The sequence below is a fragment of the Micromonospora acroterricola genome (genome assembly GCF_003172955.1).
Classification (GTDB): domain Bacteria; phylum Actinomycetota; class Actinomycetes; order Mycobacteriales; family Micromonosporaceae; genus Micromonospora; species Micromonospora acroterricola.
This window is the reverse complement of sequence record NZ_QGKR01000364.1, coordinates 54708-72604: the sequence shown is the minus strand read 5'-3', so window position 1 is coordinate 72604 and position 17897 is coordinate 54708. Positions and strand designations below refer to the sequence as shown.

At 71.6% G+C, this 17897-nt stretch carries 16 protein-coding genes; 13 read left to right on the top strand and 3 right to left on the bottom strand.

The window, feature by feature from the left end:
* The first annotated feature begins 2 nt into the window (after positions 1–2).
* The 6 genes from DKT68_RS30520 to DKT68_RS30495 all read left to right on the top strand — a co-directional run bounded on the left by DKT68_RS30520 (position 3) and on the right by DKT68_RS30495 (position 5578).
* On the top strand, positions 3–779 hold the full coding sequence (locus DKT68_RS30520) for a (Fe-S)-binding protein (RefSeq protein ID WP_109820834.1): 777 nt from the start codon (positions 3–5) through the stop codon (positions 777–779).
* A gap of 17 nt (positions 780–796) precedes the next feature.
* Positions 797–2230: a LutB/LldF family L-lactate oxidation iron-sulfur protein gene (locus DKT68_RS30515; protein ID WP_109820846.1), complete on the top strand. Its 1434-nt coding sequence runs from the start codon at positions 797–799 to the stop codon at positions 2228–2230.
* Positions 2227–2829 carry a LutC/YkgG family protein gene (locus tag DKT68_RS30510; RefSeq protein ID WP_109820833.1) on the top strand — a complete coding sequence of 201 codons (603 nt, stop codon included), beginning with the start codon at positions 2227–2229 and terminating at the stop codon, positions 2827–2829. Before DKT68_RS30515 ends, DKT68_RS30510 begins: the two co-directional genes overlap by 4 nt.
* A 214-nt stretch (positions 2830–3043) precedes the next feature.
* Positions 3044–3862 (top strand): basic amino acid ABC transporter substrate-binding protein, encoded by an 819-nt coding sequence (locus tag DKT68_RS30505; RefSeq protein ID WP_109820832.1) that lies wholly within the window; start codon positions 3044–3046, stop codon positions 3860–3862.
* 77 nt (positions 3863–3939) lie between these two features.
* On the top strand, positions 3940–4734 hold the full coding sequence (locus tag DKT68_RS30500; protein WP_109820831.1) for an amino acid ABC transporter permease: 795 nt from the start codon (positions 3940–3942) through the stop codon (positions 4732–4734).
* Between the two features lie 4 nt (positions 4735–4738).
* Positions 4739–5578, top strand: coding sequence for an amino acid ABC transporter ATP-binding protein (locus DKT68_RS30495; protein WP_109820830.1), 840 nt, complete (start codon positions 4739–4741; stop codon positions 5576–5578).
* A 9-nt stretch (positions 5579–5587) separates the two neighbouring features.
* On the opposite strand, the gene DKT68_RS30490 is transcribed toward DKT68_RS30495, so the two are convergent.
* Positions 5588–6793, bottom strand: a complete 1206-nt coding sequence (locus DKT68_RS30490; RefSeq protein WP_236647150.1) for a D-alanyl-D-alanine carboxypeptidase family protein — start codon at positions 6791–6793, stop codon at positions 5588–5590.
* Positions 6794–7060: 267 nt separating this feature from the next.
* Between DKT68_RS30490 and DKT68_RS30485 the strand changes: the two genes are divergently transcribed.
* A complete protein-coding gene (locus DKT68_RS30485) occupies positions 7061–8278 on the top strand; it encodes a PP2C family protein-serine/threonine phosphatase (protein WP_236647149.1) in 1218 nt (405 codons plus the stop codon).
* Positions 8275–9255 carry a sensor histidine kinase gene (locus tag DKT68_RS30480; RefSeq protein WP_236647148.1) on the top strand — a complete coding sequence of 327 codons (981 nt, stop codon included), beginning with the start codon at positions 8275–8277 and terminating at the stop codon, positions 9253–9255. The genes DKT68_RS30485 and DKT68_RS30480 overlap by 4 nt, the downstream gene beginning before the upstream one ends.
* Before the next feature lie 115 nt (positions 9256–9370).
* Here the strand turns inward: DKT68_RS30480 and DKT68_RS30475 are convergent, their stop codons facing one another.
* Positions 9371–10324, bottom strand: a complete 954-nt coding sequence (locus DKT68_RS30475) for an AraC family transcriptional regulator (RefSeq protein ID WP_161556718.1) — start codon at positions 10322–10324, stop codon at positions 9371–9373.
* Between the two features lie 217 nt (positions 10325–10541).
* Here DKT68_RS30475 and DKT68_RS30470 point away from each other — a divergent pair, with 217 nt between their 5' ends.
* The 4 genes from DKT68_RS30470 to DKT68_RS30455 all read left to right on the top strand — a co-directional run bounded on the left by DKT68_RS30470 (position 10542) and on the right by DKT68_RS30455 (position 15822).
* Positions 10542–12074 (top strand): flavin-containing monooxygenase, encoded by a 1533-nt coding sequence (locus DKT68_RS30470; RefSeq protein ID WP_109820826.1) that lies wholly within the window; start codon positions 10542–10544, stop codon positions 12072–12074.
* Positions 12075–12346: 272 nt separating this feature from the next.
* On the top strand, positions 12347–13546 hold the full coding sequence (locus DKT68_RS30465) for a low temperature requirement protein A (RefSeq protein ID WP_109820825.1): 1200 nt from the start codon (positions 12347–12349) through the stop codon (positions 13544–13546).
* 203 nt (positions 13547–13749) lie between these two features.
* Positions 13750–14688 carry an acetyltransferase gene (locus tag DKT68_RS30460; protein WP_109820824.1) on the top strand — a complete coding sequence of 313 codons (939 nt, stop codon included), beginning with the start codon at positions 13750–13752 and terminating at the stop codon, positions 14686–14688.
* Positions 14689–14817: 129 nt separating this feature from the next.
* On the top strand, positions 14818–15822 hold the full coding sequence (locus DKT68_RS30455; protein WP_161556717.1) for an alpha/beta hydrolase: 1005 nt from the start codon (positions 14818–14820) through the stop codon (positions 15820–15822).
* A 115-nt stretch (positions 15823–15937) separates the two neighbouring features.
* On the opposite strand, the gene DKT68_RS30450 is transcribed toward DKT68_RS30455, so the two are convergent.
* Positions 15938–17041: an aldo/keto reductase gene (locus DKT68_RS30450; RefSeq protein ID WP_109820822.1), complete on the bottom strand. Its 1104-nt coding sequence runs from the start codon at positions 17039–17041 to the stop codon at positions 15938–15940.
* Between the two features lie 142 nt (positions 17042–17183).
* Between DKT68_RS30450 and DKT68_RS30445 the strand changes: the two genes are divergently transcribed.
* Positions 17184–17789, top strand: coding sequence for a TetR/AcrR family transcriptional regulator (locus DKT68_RS30445; protein ID WP_109820821.1), 606 nt, complete (start codon positions 17184–17186; stop codon positions 17787–17789).
* Positions 17790–17897 lie beyond the last annotated feature (108 nt).

Genomic DNA, 17897 nt, shown 5'->3' with positions numbered 1-17897 from the left:
GTATGCGAATAGCCCTGTTCGTCACCTGTCTGGCCGACACGATGTTCCCCGAGGCGGCCAAGGCGACGGTGCGGCTACTGGAACGGCTCGGTCACGAGGTCGTCTTTCCGCAGGACCAGACCTGCTGCGGGCAGATGCACATCAACACCGGCTATCCGGACGACGCGCTGCGGCTGGTGCGCCGGCACGTGCGGGCCTTCGCGCCGTACGACGTGGTGGTGGCCCCGTCGGGCTCGTGCGTCGGCTCGGTGCGGCACCAGCACGCGATGGTGGCCCGGGGAGCCGGCGACGAGCGGTTGGCCAGCCGCGCCGAGGAGGTCGCGCGGCGCACGTACGAGCTGTCAGAGCTGCTCGTCGACGTGCTCGGGGTGACCGACGTGGGCGCGTTCTATACGCACCGGGTGACGTACCAGCCGACCTGCCACTCCCTGCGGATGATCCGGGTGGGGGACAAGCCGTTGCGGTTGCTGCGGCAGGTGCGCGGCCTGGATCTGGTGGAGCTGCCGCAGGCCGAGCAGTGCTGCGGTTTCGGCGGCACGTTCGCCGTGAAGAACGCGGACACCTCGACGGCGATGCTCGCCGACAAGATGCGTCACGTGCTGTCCACCCGGGCCGACGTCTGCACCGCCGGGGACGCCTCCTGCCTGATGCACATCGGCGGGGGCCTGTCCCGTCTCCGGGTCGGGGTGCGCACCGTGCACCTCGCGGAGATCCTGGCCAGCACCGAGCCCACCGGCGATCCGGCCGAGCGGGCGCGGACCGGTGGGGTGACGGCGTGAGCGAAATCTTCCTCGGTATGCCCGCCACCGCGCCGCGTGGGGTCGGAAACCTGCGCGGCGACGAGCCCTTCCCCGTGGCGGCCCGGCGCAGCCTCGCCGACGCCCAACTGCGCCGCAACCTCGGCCACGCCACCGCCACGATCCGCGCGAAGTCGGCGGCGGTCATCGACGAGGTCCCGGACTGGCAGGAGCTGCGCGAGGCCGGCCGGGCCATCAAGACCGACGTGATGGCCCGCCTGCCCGAACTGCTGGCCCAACTGGAGGTGGCGGTCACCGCCGCCGGCGGCACCGTGCACTGGGCCGCCGACGCCGTGGAGGCCAACCGAATCGTCACCGACCTGGTCCGGGCGACCGGCAGCGACCGGGTCATGAAGGTCAAGTCGATGGCCACCCAGGAGATCGGCCTCAACGAGGCACTGGAGGCCGCCGGCATCGAAGCGGTGGAGACCGACCTCGCCGAGCTCATCGTCCAGCTCGGGCGGGACAAGCCCAGCCACATCCTGGTCCCCGCCATCCACCGCAACCGGGCGGAGATCCGCGAGATATTCCTGCGCGAGATGCCCGGCGTCGACCCGGCGCTCACCGACGAGCCGGCGATCCTGGCGGCGGCGGCCCGCCGTCACCTGCGCCGCACGTTCCTCAGCACCCGGGTCGCCGTCTCCGGGGCGAACTTCGCGGTCGCCGAGACCGGCACCCTCGCGGTGGTCGAGTCCGAGGGCAACGGCCGGATGTGCCTCACCCTGCCGGACACCCTGATCACCGTGATGGGCATCGAGAAGCTCGTCCCCACCTGGGCCGATCTCGAGGTGTTCCTGCAACTGCTGCCCCGGGCCTCCACCGGGGAGAGGATGAACCCGTACACCTCGATGTGGACCGGCGTCACGCCCGGCGACGGGCCGCAGGAGTTCCACCTCGTGCTGCTGGACAACGGCCGCAGCGCGGTGCTCGCCGACGAGGTCGGCCGGCAGGCGCTGCACTGCATCCGCTGCTCCGCCTGTCTCAACGTCTGTCCCGTCTACGAGCGCACCGGCGGGCACGCGTACGGCTCGGTCTACCCCGGACCGATCGGCGCCGTGCTCTCACCGCAGCTGACGGGCGTAGAGGACAACGCGTCCCTGCCCTACGCCTCGTCGCTCTGCGGCGCCTGCTTCGACGCCTGCCCGGTGATGATCGATATCCCGTCGATCCTGGTGCATCTTCGTGCCCAGCACACGGCGGCCTACCGGAGCGACCATCGCCTGCCGAGCGCCGAGGCCGTCACCATGGCCGCCGCCGCGTACACCATGGATCACCGGCCGCTGTACGAGGCCGCGCAGCGCGCCGCGCGGGCGAGCCGCTTCGTCGGCAGGCGGGGCGGCGGTCTTCCCCCGCCGCTGTCGGGTTGGACCATCGGCCGCGACCTGCCGCAGCCGCCGCCGCAGACCTTCCGGGAATGGTGGGCGCAACGATGACCTCCCGCGAGTTGATCCTCGGCCGCCTCCGCGCCGCTCTCGGCGCCACCCCGACGACCCCGGAGGCGGTGGCGCGGTCCTACCGGCCGGCCGGCGGCGCCGTGGACCTCGACGTGCTGGTGCACCGGCTCACCGACTACCGGGCCACCGTGCACCGGTGTTCCGACGGGGAGGTGGCCCAGGTCGTCGATGCCGTCCTCGGCGGTCGACGTGTCGTGGTCCCGCCGGGGCTGCCCCGGCGGTGGCTGCCCGACAGCGTCGAGGTGCTGACCGACGACAACCTGCCGACGGCGGAAATCGCCGCGGCCGACGGGGTGGTCACCGCGGCGGCGGTGGCGGTCGCCGAGACCGGGACCGTCATCCTCGACGCGGGCGTGGACCAGGGGCGTCGGCTCGTCACGCTCCTGCCCGACGTGCACATCTGCGTGCTGCGTACCGATCAGGTGGTCGCCGGGGTCCCGGACGCCCTCGCGCGCCTCGGCCCGGACCGCCCGCTCACCTGGATCAGCGGCCCGTCCGCCACCAGCGACATCGAGCTCAACCGGGTGGAGGGCGTCCACGGCCCCCGGCACCTGCACGTGGTGATCGTCCCGGCTTGACGTGTCTGGGCCACGAGCGACCGATTGGCCGTCTCCGTCCCGTTGCTGGCGGACTGTCGGATGTACTCACCGTGACGAATGCCGCACGCCTCACAACGACCCGAAGTGATCTAGGTACGGCTTCTCACATCAGGTAGCGTCGCCTGTCACACCGTCTTCGCACCAACCTGGCTGCCCGCCACCACAAGGGGAGCCGAACCGGAGGGACACAGCCGTGAGGTTCCACAGCGCTGCCCGCAAGGCCGGCCTCGTCGCGGCCATCGCCGCCCTGTCGCTGAGCGCGGGATGCGCGAAGAAGGACGAGGGCGAGACCCAGGCGAGCGGGGTCAAGCTGGTCGAGGCCGGCAAGCTGACCGTCTGCACCCACCTGCCGTACCCGCCGTTCCAGTCCAAGGACGCCAGCGGCAAGGTCGTCGGGTTCGACGTCGACGTGATGGACCTGGTCGCCAAGAAGCTGGGCGTCGAGCAGGCGATCGTCGACACGCCGTTCGAGGGCATCAAGTCCGGCCAGGACCTGAACACCGGCAAGTGTGACGCTGCCGCCGCCGGCATGACGATCACCGAGGAGCGGCAGAAGGTGATGAACTTCTCCGATCCGTACTTCGACGCGACGCAGGCGATGCTGGTCAAGACCGGCAAGCCGTACAAGTCGCTGGACGACCTGAAGGGCAAGAAGGTCGGCGTCCAGGCGGCGACCACGGGGCGTGACTACGCCCGGCAGTTCGAGAAGGAGAAGGGCCTCCAGCTCGTCGAGTTCGAGGACCTCGCCGCCGAGCAGCAGGCTCTGGCCAACGGTCAGGTCGAGGCCGCCATCAACGACCTGCCGGTCTGGACCGAGTACCTGAAGGAGAACCCGGGCGGCTTCGTCGTCGCGGCGGAGTTCGACACCGGCGAGCAGTACGGCTTCTCGGTGAAGAAGGACGGCAACCCCGAACTGCTCAAGACGATCAACGAGGCGCTGGCCGGGGCCAAGCAGGACGGCAGCTACGACACGATCTACGAGAAGTGGATCGGCAAGCGACCGAGCGCGTGATCGAAGGCGCATGACCGGAGGGCGCGCCCCCGCGCCCTCCGGGTAGGCAACCTCGTGTCAACAAGGAGCGTCGAACGTTGAAGCTGCGGCGCCGCCAGCGAGAGCGGCTGTCCCTCTGGCTCCAGTACCTCGCCTTCATCGCCCTCATCGCCGTGGTGATCTACGCCGCGGACTGGGACAGGTTGAGGGCGGCGTTCTTCCGCGTCGACATCATCAAGTCGATGTTCCCCACGATCATCACGGTCGCGCTGCGCAACACGATCCTCTACACGCTGGGCGCCTTCGCCTTCGGTCTCGTGTTCGGCACCATCCTCGCGCTGATGCGGCTGTCGCGGGTGGCGCCGTACCGCTGGGTGGCGACGGCGTACATCGAGCTGTTCCGGGGTCTGCCCGCCCTGCTGGTGCTCTTCCTCGTCGGGTACGGCATTCCCATCGCCTTCCCGGAGCGGGAGATCCCGGGCGGTGTGTTCGGGTCGATCGCGATCGGCCTCGGGTTGACCGCCGCGGCCTACATGGCCGAGACCATCCGGGCCGGCATCCAGGCCGTGCCGAAGGGACAGATGGAGGCGGCGCGCACCCTGGGCATGTCGCACTTCACCGCGATGCGCACCATCGTCATCCCGCAGGCGTTCCGGATCGTGATCCCGCCGCTCACGAACGAACTCATCCTGCTGACCAAGGACTCGTCGCTGGCCTACGTGCTCGGCGTGACGGCGCAGACGATCGAGGTCACCAAGTTCGGCCGGGACATGCTGAACGACCGGGTCAACGCCACTCCGCTGCTGGTGGCCGGCCTCGCCTACCTGGTCATCACCCTGCCGCTGTCGCAGGTGGTACGACGCCTCGAACTCCGCTACGCCAAGGCTCGGTGACCCAATGACGACGACCCAACCCCGACCCGCCGTCGAGATCCGCGACCTGCACAAGTCGTTCGGCCCGCTCGAGGTGCTCAAGGGCATCGACTTCGAGGTCGGCCACGGCGAGGTGGTCTGTGTCATCGGGCCGTCCGGGTCCGGCAAGTCGACGTTGCTGCGGTGCGTCAACCTGCTGGAGGAGCCGACCGCCGGCAAGATCTGGGTGGACGGCACCGAGGTGACCGACCCGGACGTCGAGATCGACTCCGTACGCCGTGGCATCGGCATGGTCTTCCAGTCGTTCAACCTCTTTCCGCACCTGACCGTGCTGGACAACCTCACCATCGCCCAGCGTCGGGTGCTGCGGCGCGGCCGTGGCGAGGCCGAGCGGATCGCGCGCGACAACCTGGAGCGCGTCGGCCTGACCGACAAGGCCGCGGCGTTCCCGGCGCAGCTCTCCGGCGGGCAGCAGCAGCGGGCGGCCATCGCCCGGTCGCTGTCGATGGAGCCGAAGCTGATGCTCTTCGACGAGCCGACCTCCGCCCTCGACCCGGAACTGGTCGGCGACGTGCTCACCGTCATGCGCAAGCTGGCCGAGGACGGCATGACGATGATGGTGGTCACCCACGAGATGGCGTTCGCCCGGGACGTCGCCGACCGGGTGGTGTTCATGGACGGCGGCGTGGTGGTCGAGCAGGGTCCCCCGCAGGAGGTGCTGGGCGCGCCGCAGCACGAACGCACCCGCTCGTTCCTGTCCCGGGTCCTCGACCCGACCCACGTCGCGCAGCTCGGGCAGCCGGACCGGGCCCCGGAGCCGCCGGAGGCCCCGCGCCTGTCGGTCGACGACCGTCACAACCTCTGACAGCCGCTCCTACCGTCGGCCCGCTTCCTGTCGCGTGCCCCTGCGCCGCCACGGGAACGCCAGCATCAGGACGGCCAGCACGACGGCGCCGCCGAGAGCCAGCCCGGTGGGCAGCGAGATCGAGCCTTCCCCGGGCGTCGCGGGGCGCTCGCCCCGGACGGGGACGACGGGGCTGTCGTGCTTCTTCTCGTCCGGGCTGACGAGCCGCCCGACGGACGCGCCGGGAGGCAGGGCGAAGCCCCAGTTGAGTAGGGCCGCCGCCTCTCCGAGGCTTCCCAGCGGCGCGGTCTCCGCTCCGAGCAGGGTCACCGCGAGCCGTCGACCGTTGCGTTCGGCCACACCGACGTACGTCTGCCGAGCCAGGTCGGTGAAGCCCGTCTTCCCCCCGAGCGTCCCGGGATAGCGGCCCAGCAGCGTGTTGTCGTGAGTGATGGTGAATGCCGGGTTCCTCGGCTGTGCCGGTATCCGCGCCACCGTCGTCGCCATGTATCGCCGAAAGTCCTCCCTGGCGAAGGTGGCCCGCGCGATGAGCGCGAGGTCGTACGCGCTGGTGTACTGGCCGGGGCCGTCCAGGCCCGAGGGCGTCGCGGCGTGGGTCTGGTTCGCGTGCAGCCGGCGTGCCTCCTCGTTCATGGCCTCCACTCCGCCCGCTCGACCCGCGCCACCGCCGCCGACCCGGGCCAGCACATTGGCCGCGTCGTTTCCCGAGGTGAGCAGGAGCCCCTGCCACAGGCTCTCGATCGAGTACCGGCCACCCGCGACCACCCCCATCAGCGAGCTGGCCGGGTCGAGGTCGCGCAGGTCCGCCCCGGTCACCTCGACCATCTGGGTCGGATCCAGGCGGGGCATCAGGGACGCCGCCAGCAGCAGCTTCTGCACGCTGGCTGGCGTCCGGTACTCGTGGGGGGCGCACCCACCCAGAACCTCGCCGGTGGTGAGGTCCGCCACGAGCCATGAGGTGGCGGTCAGTGCCGGCGCGGCCGGCGCACCCGCGGGGACAGCCAGTCCTGCCGTCGCCAGCGCCTCGCCACCGACCGACCGGTGGACGGGGTCGACCGGCGGCGGGGTCGGTGCGGCGGGCGGCGGCGCGGGCGGCTTCACGGCCGGGCACCGCACGTACGGCGCGGCCCCCGCTCCCGTCGCTGGCAGGACCGCCACAGCGGGCAGAACCAGGAGGACGCTGAGCGTCGCGGTGGTAAACCGAAAGTCGGCCACGTCAACGAACGTAATCGTCGGTGGGACGGCGGCGATCCGATTGGCGAAAGCGGGCCGGGTCAGGGCGTTCGAACAGGCCGTCTGCGGCGTACTGTCCGACATGACGCATCTGTATGTCTTTTCGGCTGGCGGGTGGCGGTTGTTCGCAATTGTCGGCACGGTGCGACGGGGAAGCGGTGCGGCGCGGCCGGCGCCAGGAACGCTCGGCTCGCCGTTACGCGACGTCCGGTGGCCGGTCAAGGGCTGGGGAGGGGCTAGGCTCTGCCCGTGATTGACGTGCACGGAAGCGGGAGCGACGAGCGGCTGCGCCGCGTCGAGGCGGTCACCGACGCCGCGCTGTCCCAGCTTGACGTCAAGGACCTTCTGGAACAGCTTCTCGACCGCATCCGAGAGGTGCTGACGGTCGACACCGCGGCCATCCTGCTGCTGGACGTGCACGCGCAGCAGTGGGTGGCCGCCGCTGCCAACGGGCTGAGCCCCGACGTGCGGGAAGGCACCCGGCTCCCGATCACCCACGGCTTCGCCGGCCGCGTCGCCCAGGAGAAGCAGCCCGTCACGCTGGACGACGTCGTTGCCGCCGACGACGCGGTTCTGTTCGATCGGGGAGTCCGCTCGCTGTTGGGCGTGCCGATGTTCGCCGGCGGCGAGCTGATCGGCGTCCTGCACGTCGGCTGCCTGCGGCCACACCAGTTCACCGGTGACGATGTGCAACTCCTGCAACTCGCCGCCGACCGGGCGAGCCTCGCCACCCGGACCAGGGCCAGTGGCCTCGACCGCAGCGCCGCCCTCGCGCTGCAACGCAGCCTGCTACCCACCCACCTGCCCGACCTGCCAGGTGTGGACATGGCCGCCCGCTACGTACCCGGTCACGACGCTGGCGTCGGCGGCGACTGGTACGACGTGTTCACCCTGCCCTCCGGTTGGCTGGGCGTCGTCATCGGCGACGTCTCCGGGCACGGGCTGCGCTCGGCGGTCGTCATGGGCCGCCTCCGCAGCGCCCTGCGCGCGTACGCGCTGGTCTGTGACGACCCGGCCAGTGCCCTGACGTTGCTCGATCGGAAGATCCAGCACTTCGAGACCGGCAACCTCGCCACGGTTCTCTACGCCATGATCTCCCCGGACCGGGCCACCATCAAGGTCTCCCTGGCCGGGCACCTGCCACCCATCCTGGCCGCACCGGGACAACCGGTCGGCGCGCTGGACATTCCCGTCGACCTCCCACTGGGCATCGGCCCGCGTCAGCCCTCCCGCCGGTGCACGGAGGTCACGTTCCCGTCCGACGCCGTGCTGATCTGCTACACCGACGGGCTCGTCGAGCGCCGCGGCGAGATCATCGACGTCGGCATCGACCGACTCTGCTCGGCCGTCGCACCGGGCACCGCCGAAACCGTCTGCGCCCGCATCATGACCACACTCGCCTCCGAACAGGCCACCGACGACATCGCCCTGCTCGCCATCCACGCGTCGAACAGAAGGTCCCCTTGATCCCGACGGCTCGCCCGGACCGCAAGGGCCGCCCCCACCGGGATGACCCCGACCAGTTGTCCGGAACCTTCGTCCACCCCGCCCTCTTCTACGCGGACCGGCACGAGTACCTGGCGGGCACGGTGCCGTTCATCCGAGCCGGTCTCGCCGCCGGAGAGCCGGTCATGGTCGCCGTGCCGGGCGGCAACCTCGACCACATCCGTACGGCACTCGGCGCCGACGCGGGTCGGGTCCAGCTGCACGACATGAGCGTGGCCGGCCGCAACCCGGGGCGGATCATCCCCGGCGTCCTGCTCGCCTTCGCCGCCGCCCACCTGGGGAAACGGGTACGCATCATCGGTGAGCCCATCTGGGCCGGCCGCAGCGCGATCGAATACCCCGCCTGCGCCCAGCACGAGGCCCTGATCAACGCTGCGTTCGCCGGCCGGCCGGCCACCATCCTCTGTCCCTACGACACCACCCGCCTGGATCGGCGCTGGCTCGACGACGCCTACCGCACCCACCCGGTCGTGCAGTTGGGCGACGAGGTGCGGGAGAGCTCCCAGTACGCGGACCCGATCGCGGTGGCCGCAGGGTTCAACCTGCCGTTGCCGGACCCGCCTGACGAGGCGACCACCATCAGCATCGACTTCCATGCCCTCCCGGCCATCCGACGGGTGGTGACCGCCGAGGCGATCGCGGCCGGACTGTCGCCGGACCGGGTCTCCGACCTCACCCTGGCCGTCAGCGAGCTGGCCGCGAACACGGTCAGGCACACCGGAGCCGGCGGCACCCTCGCGGTCTGGACCGACCGCACTCGGCTGATCTGCCAGCTCACCGACTCCGGCCACATCACGAATCCGCTCGCCGGCCGGATCCCCGTGCCACCGCAGCAGCCCGGCAGCCGCGGGCTCCTCCTGGTCAACCAACTCTGCGACCTCGTACGCGTCCACACCGTGCCCGGCGCCACCACGGTCCGCCTCCACATGCACCGCTGACGTCCACCGGGCGGCACCGGCAACCGCGGAGCCGCAGGGCCGACCGCGCGGTCCGGGCGAGCCGGAGAGGTCGGTCGGCCGGGCCTCATCACCGCTGCTCAGTAGCCGGAGGTGGTCAGCGACGCAGGGCCGTGGACGGGGACTCGCCGAAGCGCGCCCGGTAATCGCTCGCGAAGCGGCCCAGGTGGACGAACCCGTGCTGGAGGGCGACGGTCGTCACGGACACACCGGGACCGGCCGCCTGCAACGCACGGTGGGCCGCGTCGAGCCGGCACGCGCGCAGGTACGCCGTCGGCGTCGTCCCCAACTCCCGGCGGAAGCAGTCCTGCAGCGTCCGTACGCTCACCCGGAGCGCCTCCGCGACATCCCCCACCGTCAGCGCCTCGCCGTGGTGGTCCCTGATCAGCTCGCAGGCCCGGCGGACGAGGCGCCCGGGGGTCGGGTGGTGCGCCGGCGCGGCGAGCAGGTCGGAACAGGTGTGCCGGTGGGCCAGCAACAACTTGCCGATGAGCGCCTGCTCGAAACGGGCGGCGACCTGGGGGTGGTCCAGCAGGGACGCGTCCATCGGCTGCGACAGCTCGTCGGCGAGGAAGTCCACACCGCGTGCCCAGGCCTTCGCGGCGGTCGTGGTCATGGCCATGCCGACGTCGAAGCGGACCCGGCCGTCCACCGGGTGGCCCAGCAGGCGGGCCAGCTCCCGGTCGACGGCCTGCCGGTCCGCGTAGAAGATCCGGTGCGGCGAGGCTGCCGACCAGTGCATGTCCGAGGCGTCGTACGGAGAGAGGACGGACGCGACGTCGGGCGTCGAGGTCGCGCTGTGGCCCGCGTGCTGCACCGTCGCGTGGCCGGCGCGGGGGATCTGGATGAGGTAGAAGGTCTCCAGCGGGTCGGGTTGGATCCGCACCGCCTGTCCGTAGTCGAGGTCGATGACGCCCACGCCGCCCACGCGGCGGGCCGCCATCCGCAACTGGACGCTGCGGACGCCGGACTGCGGTGTGAGCCGGTGCGGGCAGAAGACGCGACCCACCTCGACGCGAGCGTGCTCGACGTCGCGCGTCCTGACCGTCACGGCATCCATCCGGCATCTCCCACGGGGTCCCGATGCGCTGACAGTAGGGCGCGCCGCGGTCCGGCCGGGCGGGAAAGCCGCCGACCCGACAGGAATCGCCCGCGCGCGGCGGACAGTGCCCGCGTACAGCGGATAGCGGCCGCTCCACCGTGGCCGTTAGCGTCCTGACACCGCCGGCGTGGGCTTCTCGTCAGCGGGTCACACACCGGAGGCTGCCATGAGGATCGCCGTCGTCGGCGCCGGATTCGCCGGCCTGAGCGCAGCGAAGGTGCTGCGGCAGAGTGGTTTCGACGTCACCGTGTTCGAGAAGGCGCCCGACGTCGGCGGGGTGTGGAGCCGCACCCGGCGGTACCCCGGGCTGCGTACCCAGAACGACAAGGGCACCTACCACCTCTCCGACCTCCCGATGCCGGCGCACTACCCGCAGTGGCCGACGGGCGAGCAGGTCCAGCAGTACCTCGAGAGCTACGTGGCGATGTTCGGGCTCGGCGCCGTTCTGCGCCTCGCCACGGAGGTCGTCTCGGCGCAGCTGGTGGAGGACGAGACCGGGTGGCTGGTCGCGTCGCGCCCGGCGGGCGCCCAGGATCCGGTGACCCTGGAGCGGTACGACCACCTCGTCGTCGCCAACGGCATCTTCTCCGACCCCCTCGTCCCCTCCTTCGACGGCCGCGCGGACTTCACCGCCGCCGGGGGACGCGTCCTGGCCGCGGGGGAGTTCCACGACCTCGAAGCGGCCAGCGGAAAGAACGTCCTCGTCGTCGGGTACGGCAAGTCCTCCTGTGACGTGGCGATCCCCCTGAGCGACGTCGCGGCACAGACCCACGTCGTGGCCCGGGAGCTGCTCTGGAAGATGCCCAGGAAGCTCGGCGGCGCGCTCAACTACAAGTACCTGCTGTTGACCCGGATGGGTGAGGCGCTGTTCCGGTACCTCCGGTTGAGGGGCGTCGAGCGGTTCCTGCACGGCCCGGGGGACGGGCTGCGTCGTACTCTGCTCGACAGCGTCGGGTCGGTCGCCACCCGGCAGCTCAAGCTGCGCGAGCTGGGCCTCGTGCCGAACGGGAGCTTCCAGGACATCGCCCGCAGCACGGTCAGCCTCGCCACGGAGGGCTTCTTCGAGCGCGTCGCCGACGGCCGGATCACCGTCCACCGGGACCGGACGATCAGCGAGCTTCTCGTCGACGGTGGCCGGCCCGCCGCCCGCCTCGTCGACGGCACGGTGCTCGCCGCGGACCTGGTGATCTGTGGCACCGGCTTCCGGCAGCACGTGCCGTTCCTCGACGACGCCCTGCACGCCCGGCTCCAGGACGACGCGGGCAACTTCCTGCTCTACCGCCAGATCCTGCCGGTCGACGTCCCGCACCTGACCTTCGCCGGCTACAACTCCTCGTTCTTCAGCCCGCTCAGCGCGGAGATGGCGGCGGTCTGGACGGCCGCCCACCTGCGGGGCGGGATCACGCTGCCGCCTCCGGACCGCATGCGCGAGGAGGTCCGCACGCGTGTCGCCTGGATGGCGGCGCGTACCCGCGGGCGGCACGCCCGGGGCACGAACGTCATCCCGTTCTCGATGCACAACATCGACGAGGTGCTCGACGAGCTCGGGCTCAACCTCGGCCGGCTGACGCGGGCCCGACAGTGGTTGCTGCCCGTTGATCCGCGCTCCTACCGGAGCGTGACGGACCGCATGATCCGGCGTACGGCCGACGTGCCGGACCGGCCGGAACCGGCCCGGGTCCGCCGCGTGACGCGGTGAGAGCGCAGCAGATCTCCAGCCGGGTGGGAGCCGGGCGGCCCGAACCGTCACCGAGCCGACCCGGAGAGCTGTCCGCATAACTCCCGGGAGCGGCCGAGATCGGGATAAAATCCCCCAACAGGGATGGGGCTCGACCGGTCCGCAAGGAGGCTCAGGGGATGGCGGGGCAGATCACCGAGCACCGCCACCGGGCCCGGCGGCTGGTCGCCGCGGTGCTCGCCCACCTCGGCGTGCCGGTGTCGGCCGCCGTGGCCGGCTGAGCTGATCGCTCCGTGGTGACGCCCGCCTGGTTCGCGGGGCTCGGGGACAGCACGAGCCCGCGCCGGGCGACCGTCCTGGAGCTGCTCTTCGACATCGTCTACGTCTTCGCGCTCGCCCGCCTCGCCGGGCGGGTCGCGGATGACCTGACCATCGTCCGGCACGCGCTGCTGTCGGAGGCGGGCCAGACGCTGTTGTTCTTCGCGGCGATGTGGATGATCTGGTCACTCAACGCGCTGATGGCGAGCACCTACGACCCCCGCCGGACCGACATCCAGATCGTCCTCCTGGCCACGATGTTCGGCACACTGGTGCTGGCGGTCACGCTGCCGCAGGCGTTCGGCCAGCGTGGTGTGATCTTCGCCTGCACGTACGTCCTCATCCAGGTAGGCCGACCGCTCTACCTGACGTGGGCCCTGCGCGGGCACGCGATGCGGGAGGTCTCGGCCCGGGTCCTGACCTGGCACGCGGTGTCCGGCGTGCTCTGGATCGGCGGTGGCATCAGCGGCGGCCTCGGCCGTGGCGTCTTCTGGACCCTCGCACTCGCCATCGAGGTCGTCGGGGCGGCGACCAACTGGCCCGCGTTCGGGATCCGGGGGGCGCGGCTGAGCGCCCTGTCCAAGATCTCCTACTCCCACCTCGCCGAGCGGTACAACCAGTTCTTCATGATCGCGCTCGCCGAGGTGGTGCTCGAGGCCGGCATCACCATCAGCTTTCCGGGCTTCTCGACCGAGCGGACCGTCACCCTCGTCGCCGCGTTCGTGGCGGTGGTGGCGTTCTGGCGGATCTACTTCTACCACGTCGGCCCAGCCCGGGACAGCGCCGCCAGCTCGGCCGGGGAAGGGCTGCAACTGTCCCGGTGGGCGAGCTTCAGCCTGCTGCTCATCGTCGGCGGCATCATCTGCACGGCGGTCGGCTACGGGCAGGTCATCGAGGACCCGGACCCGCCGATCGACTGGGCGCTGGTGGTCATCATCTTCGGCGGCCCCGCGCTGTTCCTGATTGGGCGGACCTACCTGGAGCAGTTGTCCTGGAGCGGGCCGCGCTGCCGCGTGCTGTTGATCGGTGTGCTGGTGCTGGCCGTGGCGGCGCCACCCATGGTGTTCCTCCCGCCGATCGTCGCGTCTGCCACCGCGGGGTTGATCCTGGCCGGGATCGCCATTTTCGACGGGATCCTCCACCGGCGAGGCCCGGAGACCAACCCGCCGCTGTAGCCGGCGCCCGAGCCCGCCCGTGCGAGCCGGACGCGGCAGCCCGAGTCGTGGTCTTGCGGGCCGGCGAGCGCGTCGAGTAGGTTTTCCGGCACGCCGTCGAGCCGGGAGGAGGTCAGAACAATGTCCGATGTTCTGCGCCCCCTCCGCGCTCCGGCGTCCACGCGGATCTGACCCGGGGCGCTCGCTTTCCGGAGGATCAACGCATGACTGATCTGGTCATCCGTCCGCTCGTCGCGGGCGAGGAACCCCTGTTCGACTCGATGCCCGATCCGCTGCCCCAACTGCGTCAGGTCGCCTACGCCGACGGAATCGCCGGCGGCGGCTACCGGCCCGAGACCACCTGGGTCGCCCTCCGGGCCGGCCGGGTGGTCGGCCGGGCGGCGTGGCTCCTTCCGCCGGGGGCCGTCGGTGCTCCCTGGCTGGACCGGTTCGACCTGGACGCCGAACCGGAGGTGGGCGCGGCACTGCTGCGCGCCGCCCACGAGGCACTGGACGGTCCCGGCCTCTACTACGCCGCCATGCCGGCGCACTGGCGGCGCCGGCCCGAGGTGCTGGCCGTGATGGAGGCGCCGATGGCGGCGGCCCGGCTCGCCGGCCTGGTCGAGCGGGGGGAGCGGCTGAGATGCTCCTGGACGGGCACGCCGTTACCGGCCACCTCCGGGCGGTACGCGTTCCGCCCCGCGGCCGGCCCGACCGAGATCAACGCCCTGGTCGCCCGGATCGCCGAGCCGGACGTGCTGACCGGCGCGGAGATCGCGCGGGCGGTCGGCGGCGTGGACCTGGCGACCGACCCGCTCGCCTGGCTGCCGGGGTCGGCCGGGGACTGGCGGGTCGCGGAGGCCGCCGGCGAGCCGGTCGGGCTGGTCGGAACGGCCGGGGACGCCTGCTATCCGCTCGTCGTCTACCTCGGTCTGCTCGACGAGGCCGTCCGGGGTGAACTGCTGGCCGAGGCGGTCCGGATGCTGGCCGACGGCGGCGCCCGGGAGGTGATCGCCGACGTGGACGCCCACCGGGTGGCGGTGCTGGCGGAGCTGGAACGGACCGGTTTCCGGCAGTTGCGTACGCGGGTCGTCTTCGCGCCGGCAACCGAAGGGCCGTCCGTTGCGGAGGGCACGCCCGCCAGCACGGATCAGCAGGGCTGACCGACCGGGGTGCGCCCTGCCGCCAGCGGGGCGCACCCCGTCCCCACCGCCGCATCGATGACCGGGGCGGTGAGAGGATCTGACGGTGCCGAAGATCGTCGCCAGTGCCCCCCACCAGGCCTGACACCGATGGGCCTGCTCGGTGGACAGCTCACCGTCGTCGACTGCTGCCTCGCCCTCGCCACCGGCGCGCTGACGCTGCTCGTGTCGGCGGTGGTCGCGCTCTACCTGTGGCCGCTACGCCGCCGTGAACTGCGTGGGGCACCCGCGCACCCGCTCGACTTCGCCGCCGCCACCGGCGTCGCCGAGACCATCATGGCGGCCGAGGCCGTAGACCCGCTGGTCCGGCCGGAGTCACGCAGCCGGTTGCTGAGCCACGGCTCCCGTACCGGCAGGGCGGTGCTGCTGCTGCACGGATACACCCACGCGCCGGACCAGTACGACGAGCTGGCCAAGGAGTTCTTCGACCGGGGCTACAACGTGTGGATTCCGCGGGCGCCCCACCACGGCACCGTCGACCGGCGGGCCCACCACCGGGTCGAGGCCGGCGACCTGACCGCGTACGCCGCGGAGGCCCTGACCGTCGCGGCGGGGCTCGGGGAGGAGGTGGGTGTCGTGGGCATCTCCGGCGGAGCGGTGCTGGCCGCCTGGCTGGCCCAGGTCCGCGGCGACGTCGTGCGGCGTCTGCTGCTGCTGTCGCCCTTCTTCAGGCCGGACCCACGCCAGGCGCCGGCGTTCGCCGTCAAACCGCTCACCGTGCTGTACGGCCGCCGCCTCCTGCCCGACCGTGTCACCTCGCGCGGCTACTCCCTGTCCGCGGTCACGCAGTACCTGATGATCGCGCGCAACCTTCCGGTTCCGCCGCGACGCACCGGTCTGCTCAGCGCGGCGGTCGCGATCAGCCCGCTCGACGGCGTGGTGGACCCCGCGGCGGCGGTGGGCGTGCCGGGCGGGATCGCCAGGGCCAACGGGATCACGCTCGGCGTCTGCACGCTGCCGGAGTCGTTGGGCGTGCGTCACGATGTGCTCGCCCTCGCCGCGCTCGGCGTCGACGGATCCGAGCTGCGCCGCCGGTACGTCGCGCTCTACGAGGAAGAACCGGCGCCTGCCCCGACGACTGCCGCCGCCGGGTAGGCGTCGACGCCGAGGTGGTGGCAGGGGCGTACGCCCCTGCCACCACCGCCGAGTTCCCGGTCAGGCGCGGACGGGCCTGCCGGCGCTGCCGCAGCGGGCAGATGTCGGTCGATTGTCAGTTGGCGGGTTGGGTGGCGCCGTTGAACACCGGCGGCGCGTACCCGGCCGGCTTGTCGCCGATGCCGAGGCCGGGGCTCACCACCCAGGACTGGTACTGCGGGGTGAACATCCCGTAGGGCATCCCGACGTGCGGCGCGCCGGCCTCCTCGAGACGGCGACGGGCGTCCGCCGGGATCTCGAAGTCGAGCGCGGCGAGGTTGCTGTCGAGCTGCTCGGGGCTGCTCGCCCCGATGACCACCGAGGCGACGGCGGGCTGGGTGGCCACCCAGTTGATCGCCACCTGGGCCATGCTGCGGCCCAGGTCCGCGGCCACGCCCTCCAGCGCCTCGATCACCTGCCAGTCCCTGGGGTTGATCTCCCGACCCGGGGCGTCGGGATTGGTCAACCGACCGGTCCCGCTCATGCCCTCGCCGGTCCGCCGGTACTTGCCGCTGAGCAGGCCGCCGCCGATCGGGCTCCACGCCGTGAGGCCCATGCCGAGGGTCTGGGCCATCGACACGTACTCCGCCTCGATGTCGCGCATGACCAGGGAGTACGGGAGCTGCACAGTGATCATCGGGGCCAGACCGTGCGCCTCGGCGTAGCTCTGCGCCCGTGCCGCGTACCAGGCCGGCACGTCGGAGAGGCCGGCGTACCGGATCTTGCCGACGCGCACCAGGTCGTCGAACGTCTGCACGACCTCCTCGACCGGGGTGATCCGGTCCCAGGTGTGCAGCAGGTACAGGTCGATGTAGTCGGTGCCGAGCCGGCGCAGCGAGGCGTCCAGGGCGCGCACGATGTGCTTGCGGCCGTTGCCGCTGGCGTTCGGGTCGCTCGGGTCGATCGTGTTGGTGAACTTGCTGGTGAGCACGAGTCGATCCCGGACACCGGCGCGGTCGATCAGGCGGCCGAGGATGCGTTCGCTCTCCCCGGCGGTGTAGAAGTCCGCCGTGTCGATGAGGTTCCCGCCCGCCTCCAGGTAGCGGCGGAAGATCGGCTCGGCCTCCTCCTCGGTCCTGCCGTACGCGGCGTGGAACCCGTCGACGCCGAAGTTCATCGTGCCCAGTGCCAGTCGGCTCACCCGCAGACCGGACCGTCCGAGCAGGTAGTACTGGTTCATGGTTGCGTCCTTCCGATCGCTCGCCGGCCCGGAGTGGACCGCGTGGCCCAGACTTTTGCTCGGCAAAAATGGACCGGCAAGTCCAAAGAGCGAGCTAGGGTTGGACTGGCAGGTCCAGACGAGGATCGGTGGCGGAGGTCTCATGACACGCGCGTTGACCCGCAAGGGCGAGGCGACCCGGGCGCGGGTCGTCGCCGGTGCCGCCGCCGAGATCCGTGAGCGCGGCGTCGACGAGGTCCGCCTCGAGGACGTCATGGCCCGCACCGGCACCAGCAAGGGCCAGCTCTTCCACTACTTCCCGGACGGCAAGGAGGAGCTGCTGCTCGCCGTGGCCCAGCACGAGGCCGACCAGGTGCTCATCGACCAGGAGCCGATGCTCAGCAACCTGACGTCCTGGCCGGCCTGGCTGGCCTGGCGCGACCGGCTGATCGAGCGCTACCTCGCGCAGGGCGTGCGGTGCCCGCTCAACGGTCTGCTCGGCCAGGCGGGCCGGCGTGGCCCGGGCGCGCAGGCGGTGGTGACCGGGCTCATGTCACGCTGGCAGAACGCGATCGCCGAGGGCATCCGGCACATGCAGTCGACCGGGGACATCGCCCCCGAGGTGGACGCCGACCGCGCGGCCGCGGCGCTGCTGGCCGGCATCCAGGGCGGCGTGCTGCTGCTGCTCACCACCGGCAGGATCGATCATCTGGAGGCCGTGCTCGACCTCGCCATCGACTTCCTCCGGGCCGGTGCCCGCACCGCCTGAGCGGCGAACACCGTGAGCTGAGATGTCCTTCCGCCCGAGTTTTGAGCGGCGGGGCGGAATGACGCAAACCTCTTGATCAACCAGGCGGGTCCGGCCTGACCCATGTTG

Bases quoted from the DNA above. Each gene is read 5' to 3' on its own strand.
- DKT68_RS30520 (WP_109820834.1), top strand. From the start codon at position 3: ATGCGAATAGCCCTGTTCGTCACCTGTCTGGCCGACACGATGTTCCCC.
- DKT68_RS30515 (WP_109820846.1), top strand. From the start codon at position 797: ATGCCCGCCACCGCGCCGCGTGGGGTCGGAAACCTGCGCGGCGACGAG.
- DKT68_RS30510 (WP_109820833.1), top strand. From the start codon at position 2,227: ATGACCTCCCGCGAGTTGATCCTCGGCCGCCTCCGCGCCGCTCTCGGC.
- DKT68_RS30495 (WP_109820830.1), top strand. From the start codon at position 4,739: ATGACGACGACCCAACCCCGACCCGCCGTCGAGATCCGCGACCTGCAC.
- DKT68_RS30470 (WP_109820826.1), top strand. From the start codon at position 10,542: ATGAGGATCGCCGTCGTCGGCGCCGGATTCGCCGGCCTGAGCGCAGCG.
- DKT68_RS30460 (WP_109820824.1), top strand. From the start codon at position 13,750: ATGACTGATCTGGTCATCCGTCCGCTCGTCGCGGGCGAGGAACCCCTG.
- DKT68_RS30455 (WP_161556717.1), top strand. From the start codon at position 14,818: ATGGGCCTGCTCGGTGGACAGCTCACCGTCGTCGACTGCTGCCTCGCC.
- DKT68_RS30450 (WP_109820822.1), bottom strand. From the start codon at position 17,041: ATGAACCAGTACTACCTGCTCGGACGGTCCGGTCTGCGGGTGAGCCGA.
- DKT68_RS30445 (WP_109820821.1), top strand. From the start codon at position 17,184: ATGACACGCGCGTTGACCCGCAAGGGCGAGGCGACCCGGGCGCGGGTC.